8 protein-coding genes are annotated in these 10,281 nt (G+C 65.5%); 3 read left to right on the top strand and 5 right to left on the bottom strand.

The window, feature by feature from the left end:
- Positions 1-44: 44 nt before the first annotated feature.
- Positions 45-731, bottom strand: a complete 687-nt coding sequence (locus tag NJH59_RS03495; RefSeq protein WP_210015277.1) for a 1-acyl-sn-glycerol-3-phosphate acyltransferase — start codon at positions 729-731, stop codon at positions 45-47.
- Positions 732-776: 45 nt separating this feature from the next.
- Complete coding sequence (locus NJH59_RS03490; protein ID WP_043861164.1) at positions 777-1,361, bottom strand: acyl-homoserine-lactone synthase; 585 nt, start codon at positions 1,359-1,361, stop codon at positions 777-779.
- 222 nt (positions 1,362-1,583) lie between these two features.
- Between NJH59_RS03490 and NJH59_RS03485 the strand changes: the two genes are divergently transcribed.
- Complete coding sequence (locus tag NJH59_RS03485; protein ID WP_043861163.1) at positions 1,584-2,297, top strand: LuxR family transcriptional regulator; 714 nt, start codon at positions 1,584-1,586, stop codon at positions 2,295-2,297.
- Between the two features lie 136 nt (positions 2,298-2,433).
- Positions 2,434-4,329, top strand: a complete 1,896-nt coding sequence (locus NJH59_RS03480; RefSeq protein ID WP_253086398.1) for a sigma-54-dependent Fis family transcriptional regulator — start codon at positions 2,434-2,436, stop codon at positions 4,327-4,329.
- A gap of 100 nt (positions 4,330-4,429) precedes the next feature.
- Here the strand turns inward: NJH59_RS03480 and aldA are convergent, their stop codons facing one another.
- Complete coding sequence (gene aldA / locus NJH59_RS03475) at positions 4,430-5,863, bottom strand: aldehyde dehydrogenase (protein WP_253086397.1); 1,434 nt, start codon at positions 5,861-5,863, stop codon at positions 4,430-4,432.
- A gap of 17 nt (positions 5,864-5,880) precedes the next feature.
- Positions 5,881-8,037, bottom strand: a complete 2,157-nt coding sequence (locus NJH59_RS03470; protein ID WP_054915158.1) for a PQQ-dependent dehydrogenase, methanol/ethanol family — start codon at positions 8,035-8,037, stop codon at positions 5,881-5,883.
- 364 nt (positions 8,038-8,401) lie between these two features.
- On the opposite strand from NJH59_RS03470, the gene NJH59_RS03465 reads away from it, so the two are divergent.
- On the top strand, positions 8,402-9,238 hold the full coding sequence (locus NJH59_RS03465) for a bifunctional allantoicase/(S)-ureidoglycine aminohydrolase (RefSeq protein WP_043861160.1): 837 nt from the start codon (positions 8,402-8,404) through the stop codon (positions 9,236-9,238).
- A gap of 66 nt (positions 9,239-9,304) precedes the next feature.
- On the opposite strand, the gene NJH59_RS03460 is transcribed toward NJH59_RS03465, so the two are convergent.
- Positions 9,305-10,186, bottom strand: coding sequence for a LysR substrate-binding domain-containing protein (locus tag NJH59_RS03460; protein ID WP_043861159.1), 882 nt, complete (start codon positions 10,184-10,186; stop codon positions 9,305-9,307).
- Positions 10,187-10,281: the final 95 nt, after the last annotated feature.

Genomic DNA, 10,281 nt, shown 5'->3' with positions numbered 1-10,281 from the left:
CTGGTTCCTGCAGGAACCAGCCTTGCGGGCGAAGGCCCCGGCAACTACACGATGGGCAACCCATTGTTGACCACTTCCCGCGTATACGACGCCAGCTGCTTGGCATCCATGCTGGCCACCAGGTCGGCCTCGATGGGCCGGTGCGCCACGATACTCACATCGGTGCAGCCCAGGGCGTTGTGGCGAATCCGGCGCACCGCCGGGCTGATGGTCACGGGGATGATGCCGATGCCCATTTCCTTGGCGATGCGAAATGCACCGGTCTTGAACGGCAGCACGCCCTGCCCGGTGTTGCGCGTGCCCTCGGGGAAGATCCAGAGCGATGTCTTGCTGTCGGCCACGCGGGTGGCGATGCGCCGCAGGCTGGTGATCGACGCGCGCGGGTTGCTGCGGTCGATGAACAGGCTGCCGGTCAGCCAGTACAGCTGCCCGGCCAACGGCAGCCAGCGCAACGACTGCTTGCCCACGATCACCGTGCCTGGGCGCAGCGCCTGGGCCACGACAAATGCATCGTGGTTGCTCTGGTGGTTGGCCACATAGATGTAGGAGCGGTCGGGCGCGATGGCGTCGAAACCACCAACCTCGACGCGCACGCCAAAGATCCAGTTGATGGCCCTGTAGACCTTGCAGGCCAGGTAGAGGTTGTCCTGCTTGCGCGGGTTGAGCAACAGCACCAGGCACAGGAACGGAAACGTCACCACCACGAACAGCACGACCAACAGCCAACGCACACACGCAATCATTGCTTTACCACCTTCCCTCGACATGTTCACCCGTCACGCTGCCAGTTGCAGTGCGCGGGTCGTCTGGTCATCGATTTCGATCCAGAAGGCCAGCACCGGCTTGTCGTCAATCATCTGCGGACGCGCGATTCTTCGCGTGGTCACGCCCATGCGCTTGAGCAACCGCTCGTTACCCATTGCAGTAAAGGCAATCAGCCTGCGCGCCCCCTGGGCACGGGCCACATCGATCACCTTGCCGACCATCGCCACGGTATTCTGCCAAGCCTGTTCAGCCGACAGGTATTGGCCTTTGGGCGAACTCATGGCGAAGCGCGAGAGCTCCCATATGTCCTGCTGATAGGGGAGCGGCGCATCGCCAACCAGGTGCGGAAACACTTCTGCCAGCAGGTACGGGCGATGGGTGGGGATCAGGCGGGCACAACCGAAAATATTCTGTTGCTTGTCGCATGCCAGCACATACAGCGTATCGGGGCGGTCGAACTCATCCCACTCCTGACCCTCGGGACACTGCAATGGCCAGCCCAGCTCCCTTACAAACACCTGGTAGCGGTACTCGGCCAGTGCGCTCGCCATGGTGCGCGGAAAGTCTTTGATGGTCCCGGTTACAGCAGTGAACATGAAAACGCCCCAACTCAAAGAGCTGGGAGTACAACAAACCCTCCGGAGCCTATATAGCTGCCCGAAAGGGCAGGTTTATTCGTAGGAAAAACCTGAAATGCCAGCGCACTGATGGCCATTTGCTACAGAAGTTTTCCGCGAAAACTGTACCGTACGGTATAATTCGGGCCTGTTTGCACTCTCCATTGGCCGAGCACATTCCACCCATGAAAGGCACATTGCGTGAATGACTGGCGCGAGCACTTCATTGCCGTGGTGACGGGGTGCCGCAACGAAGGCGAGCTGTTCAGCGAGCTGACCCGACTTACCCGCGAGCTGGACTTCGAGTTCTGTTCCTATGGGCTGAAGAATCCGCTGCCGATCGCCGCCCCGCAGTTCATCCTGCGCTCCAACTACCCCAGCGCCTGGGAAGCCAGGTACGTGGCCGAGGACTATTTTTCCTGCGACCCGACGGTGGCCCACGGGCTGACCCGCACCACGCCCCTGCAGTGGGCCGCCGCGCAACAGCAGCACCAGCAGGCATTCTGGGAAGAGGCGCGGCACTACAGCCTGGACCACGGCTGGTGCCTGTCGGTGCAGGGCGACTACGGCACCATCGGCCTGCTGTCCCTGTCCCGCCCGGATGACCCGATCTCCACACTGGAACTGGACGCCAAGGAAGCCAAGCTCATCTGGCTGTCGCAACTGGCGCACAGTGCCATGACCGGCTTCTTTGCCCAGACCCACCTGCCCGAGGCCCAGAAGGCCCTGACCGCACGGGAGAAAGAAGTGCTCAAATGGACCGCCGTGGGCAAGACCTACAGCGAGATCAGCATCATCCTCACCATCGACAGCCGCACGGTGAAGTTCCACCTGGTCAACGCCATGCGCAAGCTGCAGGCCAGCAACAAGGCCGAGGCGACGGTGAAGGCAATTCTGCTGGGGATGCTTTTCTAGGCCAGGGCTGCATCAATAGCTGAAAATTCCCGACACAGCGACTAAGGTAGGCACAGATCGGTGCCCGCCCCTGGCCCGAGACAACAAGATGACGGTGAGCCGCCCCTGCGCGCGCCACGGTCGACGGGAGCCCAGCATGCAGCATACCCAGACCAGCCCGAGCGATCTTGCGGCCTTCGTCGACGATCACTTCCCCGAGCGCGGCATCCGCCCCGACCCTGTCATTGCGCAGTCCTGGTACCGCAGCGTGGTCGAGCATCGCCTCGACCCCGGCGCCGCCGGGCGTACCCACGTGCTGGGCGCCGACGCCATCCGCCAGCATCAACAGCAGCACCAGCAATACCTGGCCATCGCCAGCCAGGGCGTCAGCGGCCTGGCCAGGCGCGTGGTGCCGGCCGGGTTCGCGGTGCTGCTCAGCGACGAACACGGCATCACCCTCGACACCCGCCTGCCCGAAGCCAGCCACATCTATACCCAGGCCGGGCTGGTGGTGGGCGCGCGCTGGGACGAGTCGATTGCCGGCACCAACGGCATCGGCACCACCCTGGCCGCCGCGCAGCCGCTGATCATCCACCGCGAAGAGCACTTTCTGGCCTCCAACTTTCGCCTGAGCTGCTCGGTGGCGCCGATCTTCGACGCCCAGGGCCTGCTGCGCGGCTGCCTGAACGCCACCTGCCTGAACAGCAACGGGCCCAAGGAGGCGCAGTACCTGACCCTGCAACTGGTGATCCTGTATGCGCGGCTGATCGAGAACGCGCACTTTCGCGAGTGCTACCGCGACCGCCTCACCCTGTCGCTCAAGCCCATCGACGACATAGCCGACCTGGCCAACGAGCAGTTGCTGGCGCTGGACGACAACGGCCGCATCATCGGCGCCAACCGCGCCACCTTCGTTGCCCACCAGCGCGATGCGGCGCCGCTGCTGGGTGCGCGCATCGACAGCCTGCTGCCAACCTCGATGGATGAACTGCTGCACCTGACCCAGGGCGGTGCACGCGGCGTGCGCCTGCGCGGGCAGCAGGACGACGCCTTGCTGGATGTGGGCCTGCGCATACCGTCGCAGCGCCACCGCCCTGCCCCGGCCAGACCGCCGGTGCGCAGCAGCCACCCCGACCTGCAGCAGCTGGCCGGCGGCGATGCGCGCCTGCAACAGGCGGTGCAGCGGGTGCGCAAGGTGCTCGACAAGGACCTGCCGATACTGATCACCGGCGAGACCGGCACCGGCAAGGAGGCATTCGCCCGCGCCATCCACCAGGCCAGTGCGCGGCGCGCCGGGCCGTTCATCGCGCTCAATTGCGCGGCGATTCCCGAGACGCTGATCGAGAGCGAGCTGTTCGGCTACCGCGGCGGCAGCTTCACCGGGGCCGACAAGAAGGGCATGAAGGGCAAGCTGGAACTGGCCGCCGGCGGCACGCTGTTTCTGGACGAGATCGGCGACATGCCGGCGCACCTGCAAACCCGTTTGCTGCGGGTGCTGGCCGAGCGCGAGATCTTCCCGATCGGCGCCCAGGCGCCGGTGGCGCTGGACGTGCAGGTGGTGTCGGCGACCCACCAGGACCTGCACGGGATGATTGGCGACAAGCGCTTTCGCGAGGACCTCTACTACCGCCTGGGCGGCATGAGCCTGGCGTTGCCGGCCTTGCGCGAACGCAGTGACCGGGGCGCGTTGATCGAGCAGTTACTGGCGGCGCAGAGCAGCGGCGTGCGGCTGACCGAACAGGCCCGCCAGTGCCTGCATGCCCATGCGTGGCCGGGCAACATTCGTCAGTTGCTCAATGCGTTGCGCTACGCGGTGGCGTTGGCCGAGGACGGGGTGATCGACGTGGATTGCCTGCCGGCGGAAGTGGTGCAGGTGGTGCGCGACGAGCCGCTGCGCATCGACAGCCAGGACCCGGCCAGCGAGTTGCTGCAAAGGTTGCGGCGCCATCGCTGGAACATCAGTGCGGTGGCGGCTGAACTGGGGGTGGCGCGCTCGACGCTGTATCGGCAGATGAAGAAGTACGGGGTGGTGCAGCCCAATGATCGGTTGTGATGGCAGGGGTTGCTGTGCAACCCATCGCGGGTCGAGCCCGCTCCCACAGGCTGTGGGAGCGAGCTTGACCCGCGATGAGGCCCTAACAGGCTACTGGGCCTCAGATCTGGATATAGACCACATGGGTATGCGTGTACTCATACAACCCATGCTTGCCATCGGCCCCACCGATCCCCGACTTGCGCGTGCCGGCATGGAAGCCCTGCATGGCCTCGAAGTTCTCGCGGTTGATGTAGGTCTCGCCGAAATCCAGCGCGTTGCTGGCATGCATCGCTGCACTCAGGCTGCGCGTGTACAGCGATGAAGTCAGCCCGTATTCACTGTCGTTGGCCAGCGCAATCGCCTCGTCCAGGCTCTCCACGATCTGGATCGGCAACACCGGCCCGAAGATCTCCTTGCGCATGATCTCCATGTCGGCCGAGCAGCCGGCCAGCACCGTCGGCTGGTAGTGGAAGCCCTGCCCGCGATCGGCCACCACGCCCCCGGTCACCAGCTGCGCGCCCTGCCCGGTGGCGGTGCGCACCATCTGCCCGACCTTGTCCAGGGCGGCCTGGTTGATCAGCGGGCCCATGTCCAGGTCCGCCTCGGCCAGCGGGTCACCATAACGGGTGGCGGCCATGGCGCTGGCCAGTTTGTCGGTGAACTCATCCGCCACCTCGCGCTGCACGTACACCCGCTCGGCGCAGTTGCACACCTGCCCGGTGTTGATCACCCGCGACGCGGTGATCGACTTGACCGCCAGCTCCAGGTCCGCATCAGCCAGCACGATGGCCGGCGCCTTGCCGCCCAGCTCCAGGTTGAGCTTGGTGATGTTCGGCGCCGCCGCGGCCATGATCCGCGAGCCGGTGCCCACGCTGCCGGTGAAGCTGATCAGGTCGATGCCGGCGTGGCTGGTCAGGCGCTGGCCCACGGTCGCCCCGGTACCGCACACCACGTTGAACACGCCGCTGGGCAGGTCGGTCTCGGCCACCAGGCGGGCGAACTCGAAGCAGTTGATCGGTGTTTCCTCGCTGGGCTTGATCACGATGGTGTTGCCCGTGAGCAGGGCCGGCGCCATCTTGCGGGCGATCAGAAAGAACGGGAAGTTCCACGGCAGAATCCCGGCCACCACACCCAACGGCTTGCGCAGCAGAAAGATGCTTTCACCGGCGCGGTCGCTGGTGAGCACCTCGCCTTCCAGGCGTCGCGCCCACTCGGCCATGTAGTCCAGGTAGTCGGCGGTGAAGTTGACTTCGACCAGGGCCAGGCCGAGCACCTTGCCCTGCTCGGCGGTGATGATGCGCGCCAGGCGCTCGGCGTTGTCACGCACCTTGCTGGCGATCTTGCGCAGGTAGCCGGCGCGCTCGATAGCCGGGCGCGTGGCCCAGCTCTTCTGGGCCTTGCGCGCGGCGGCAATGGCCTGCTCCACCTGCGCGTCACTGGCCTGGGGCACGCGCCCCAGCAGTTGTCCATTGGCCGGGTTGTGCACCTCGATCTGCGCGTCGCTGTCGACGAACGCATTGGCGATGTAGTTCTGGTAGATGACGTCACTCATGGGTCAATGGCTCCTTTTCAATGGGATGACTTGGCGCTGAACTGCTTCCAGGTATCGCCTTCCTGATGAAGGTCGTGGGCGCGCTTGATCAAGTACTGGTGGATCTGGTCGACCTGCTCGGGGGTGAAGGCGTCGGCGAACGACGGCATGCCATCCGGCACGCGGCCACCGAAGAGGATGCCGAGGAACATCTGGTGCTTTTCCGGGGTGAGCTTGCGCAGGTCGGGCAGCACGCCGCCGCTGACCGCGTGGATACCGTGGCACTGCGAGCAGTAACCGTCGTACAGCTTGGCGCCCGCCTCGATCGAAGCGGTGTCGTTGCTCAACGCGGGTGGTTTGGGGGTGTCCGGGCGTGGCGCCGGCTCTTGCAGCTTGGCGGTGCCGCCCAGCTTGTAGGTCAGCACCTGGGCGTACGGCTGCACGCCGGCCCGCAGCGACAGGGCCCCGGCAAAGGTGGAGAACGCGCCGCCCCAGCCGGCCATGAAGGTCACGTACTGCTCGCCATCCACGCTGTAGGTGACGGGCGCGGCCATCACGCCGCTGGCAGCCGGTTGCTCCCAGAGTTTTTCGCCGGTGTCGGCGGCATAGGCGATCACCCGCCCGTCGGCGCTGCCCTCGAACACCAGGTTGCCCGCGGTACTCAAGGTGCCGCCGTTGAAGATGGTCACGTAGGGCACTTCCCAGGCGGCCTGCTGCTTGACCGGGTCCCAGGCGATCAGCTTGCCCGACCAGCTCTTGGCCATCTCCAGCAGGCCTTCGGCGCCTTCGGGCATCATCCCGGTGCGCAGGCCCAGCTGGTACATGCTCTTGAACGGGTTGCGCTTGGGCGCCTCGGGGATGTGCTCGTAGTAGGCCGACATGATGTGCGCCGGGATGTACACCAGCCCGGTGTCGGGGTTGTACGACATCGGCTGCCAGTCATGTGCACCCCAGAACGCCGGGGTCACCAGGTTGCGCTTGCCGTTCTTCCAGTAGGCGGCGTTCTCTTCGTCCAGGATCGGCCGCCCGGTCTTCATGTCCATGCCCTTGGTCCAGCTCTGCGGCACGATGCCCTTGGCCGACAGCAGCTCGCCGGTGGCGCGGTCGATCACATAGAAGAAGCCGTTTTTCGGCGCCTGCATCAGCACCTTGCGCGGCTTGCCGTCGATGGGCAGCTCGGCCAGGATCATGTGCTGGGTGGCGGTGTAGTCCCAGGCATCGCCCGGGGTGGTCTGGTAGTGCCACACGTATTCGCCGGTGTCGGCATTGACCGCCACGATGGACGACAGGAACAGGTTGTCGCCCTTGGCCTGGCTACGCCATTTGGGGTCCCACAGCGAGCCGTTGCCCACGCCGATGTAGAGCAGGTTCAGCTCCGGGTCGTAGGCGAACGAGTCCCAGGCGGTGCCGCCACCGCCCTGCTCCACATAGGCATCGCCGAACCAGGTCTTGGCGGCGATCTCCATGCCCTTGCCCTCGGGCGGCAGCTTGGGGTCGCCCGGCACGGTGTAGAAGCGCCACGCCTCCTTGCCGGTTTCGGCGTCGTAGGCGGTGACATAGCCCCGCACGCCGAACTCGGCGCCGCCGTTGCCGATCACCACCTTGCCGTTGACCACCCGAGGGGCGCCGGTGATGGTGTAGCTGCGCTTGTGGTCGGCGCGGGTGTCGACCGACCAGGCGCGCTGGCCGGTCTTGGCGTCGATGGCCTCCAGGCGCCCGTCGAGCACGCCCACGTAGACCTTGCCCTTCCACACCGCCACGCCACGGTTGACCGCGTCGCAACAGGCTTCGCCGGCGCGGTGGCGGTCCGATTGCGGGTCGTACTTCCAGATCAGCCTGCCGTCGCGCGCATCCAGCGCGTACACCACCGAGAACGGCCCGGTGGTGTACATCACCCCGTCGACCACGATGGGGGTGGCTTCCACGCCACGGTCCAGGTCCAGCTTGTAGCTCCAGGCCAGGCCCAGCTGGCCGACGTTCTGGTCGCTGATCTGCTTGAGGGGGCTGTAGCGCTGTTCGTCGTAGGTGCGCCCGGTGCTCATCCAGTTACCGGGCTCCTTGTCGGCGGCGATGATGCGCGCGCCATCGACGTTGGCCGGGATGTCCGCAGCCAGCGCCGGTGTACCCGCCAGGCTCAGCAGCACGGCAACGGCAAGGGATTTGAGGGGAAGCGAGGCGAGGCCAGTCTGTCTCATGGGAGTGTCCTGTTCTTATTAGTGGCGCAGTCTTCGCGCTGCGCCATCAGCTCATCGCAACCGCCATGCCAGCTGTGACATGAACCGCCACAACCGCTCTGGCACGCGGCTTTTCGCGCGCCGCACCGATGCCGCCCGCGCTGCAATCAACGCTACAGGTGTTGCATCACCCGCTACACAGGGCGCACACCTGTAGCGCAGTGTTGGCCCGGCGCACGCCGCATTCACAAATCGAATGACAGGGATTTCAACATTTAATTTGTGGATAGCTAAAGATGGTCATAACGTAGCGGTGCAATCCCTGAACGGGGCCGCCCGCCGCAGGCTGGCCCGGGGGACACAACAACAAACATCGAGACTGTCCATGTCCAGAACCACTTACTTCGCCCCCCACGGCGGGCACCCGGCTCAGACCGAGCTGCTGACAGACCGTGCCATGTTCACCGAAGCCTACGCGGTGATCCCCAAGGGCGTGATGCGTGACATCGTCACCAGCCACCTGCCCTTCTGGGACAAGATGCGCATGTGGGTCATCGCCCGCCCGCTGTCGGGTTTCGCCGAGACCTTCTCGCAGTACATCGTCGAAGTTGCCCCTGAAGGCGGCAGCGAGCGCCCGGAGCAGGACAAGAACGCCGAGGCGGTTCTGTTCGTGGTCGAGGGTGAAGTCGACATCACCCTGCAAGGCAAGCCGTACACCCTCAAGCCAGGCGGCTACGCGTTCATTCCGCCGGGCGCCGACTGGAGCCTGCGCAACAACAGCGCGGCCAACGTGACCTTCCACTGGATCCGCAAGCACTACCAGGAAGTCGAAGGCCTGGCGCACCCGGAAGCGTTCGTCACCAACGAACAGGACGTTACCCCGATCCCGATGCCGGGCACCGATGGCGCCTGGGTCACCACCCGCTTCGTCGACATGGCCGACATGCGCCACGACATGCACGTCAACATCGTGACCTTCCAGCCGGGCGGCACCATCCCGTTCGCGGAAACCCACGTGATGGAGCACGGCCTGTACGTGCTGGAAGGCAAGGCGGTGTACCGCCTGAACCAGGACTGGGTCGAAGTGGAAGCCGGCGACTTCATGTGGCTGCGCGCCTTCTGCCCGCAGGCCTGCTACTCGGGTGGCCCTGGCCCGTTCCGCTACCTGCTGTACAAGGATGTGAACCGCAACGTGAACCTGACGCTGAACCCAAAGCGTTAAGCAGGTAGCGATGCAGAAAGCCCGCCGTGACTGGCGGGCTTTTTTGTGGGGAAGTGACCCGCAGGCTCACACCGCCTGTGCTTCGAGCAGGCCGGTCAACACGCCCGCCAGCGCTCGTACCATCGGATCGGCCGTCTGGCGATGCAGAATCAGAATCTCGTAGCTGTCGATCACCGGCAGGCCATCCGCCTCGCCGAGCACCCGGTGTTCGGCGGTGACGGCGCGTGGCGGCAGCAGGCTGATGCCCATGCCGTCGGCCACGGCGGCCTGAATGCCGCTGAGGCTGGAGCTGGTGAACGCGATGCGCCAGCGCCGGCCCAGGCTCTCTACTGCACTGATGATTTCGTCGCGGTACAGCCCACGTGGCGGAAAGGTCACCAGCGGGATCGGGTCCAGCGCCAGGGCCGGGTTGTGCGCGCTGTCGATCCAGCGCAATTGCTCCGGCCAGCTGGCCACCCCTTCGCGACCGTTGCGCCGCTGCTTGAGCAGCACCAGGTCGAGCTCGCCGTTGTCGTAGCTCTGGCTGAGGTCGCGGCACAGGCCGCTGGTGACTTCGAGCTTGACCTGCGGGTGCTTGCGGTTGAACGCCGACAGCGCGTTGGTGGTGCGCCCGCCAACGAAGTCTTCGGGTACGCCCAGGCGCAGGGTCACGCCGACCGTGGCGCCGGCCAGGGCTTCGAGCATCTGGTCGTTGAGGGCGAGCATGTGGCGGGCATAGCCGAGCAGGGTCTGGCCGGCGTCGGTGGGCAGCACCTCGCGATTGCCGCGCTCGAGCAGGCGGTGACCGACCATCTCCTCGAGGCGCCGGACCTTCTGGCTGATGGTCGACTGGGTGGAATGCAGGCGCGTGGCCGCCGTGGTGAAACTGCCGCAGTCGGCCACCACCACGATGGCGCGCAGCAGGTCGAGGTCGAACAGAGACCTGTTGGGTTTGAGGCTGAGGCTCATGGCGGGATTCAGGTTTTGAATGGGTAGGCGGTTTTCTAGCATGTGCCGGGGGGTTGGGCAAATGCGCGAACCTGCAGGAGCCGGCCTAGCCGGCC

It is taken from the genome of Pseudomonas sp. VE 267-6A (assembly GCF_024126555.1).
Lineage (GTDB): Bacteria > Pseudomonadota > Gammaproteobacteria > Pseudomonadales > Pseudomonadaceae > Aquipseudomonas > Aquipseudomonas palmensis.
The sequence above is the reverse complement of the archived record's forward strand: the minus strand, read 5'-3'. Positions and strand labels throughout refer to the sequence as shown.

Bases quoted from the DNA above. Each gene is read 5' to 3' on its own strand.
- aldA (WP_253086397.1), bottom strand. From the start codon at position 5,863: ATGAGTGACGTCATCTACCAGAACTACATCGCCAATGCGTTCGTCGAC.
- NJH59_RS03480 (WP_253086398.1), top strand. From the start codon at position 2,434: ATGCAGCATACCCAGACCAGCCCGAGCGATCTTGCGGCCTTCGTCGAC.
- NJH59_RS03470 (WP_054915158.1), bottom strand. From the start codon at position 8,037: ATGAGACAGACTGGCCTCGCCTCGCTTCCCCTCAAATCCCTTGCCGTT.
- NJH59_RS03465 (WP_043861160.1), top strand. From the start codon at position 8,402: ATGTCCAGAACCACTTACTTCGCCCCCCACGGCGGGCACCCGGCTCAG.
- NJH59_RS03490 (WP_043861164.1), bottom strand. From the start codon at position 1,361: ATGTTCACTGCTGTAACCGGGACCATCAAAGACTTTCCGCGCACCATG.
- NJH59_RS03460 (WP_043861159.1), bottom strand. From the start codon at position 10,186: ATGAGCCTCAGCCTCAAACCCAACAGGTCTCTGTTCGACCTCGACCTG.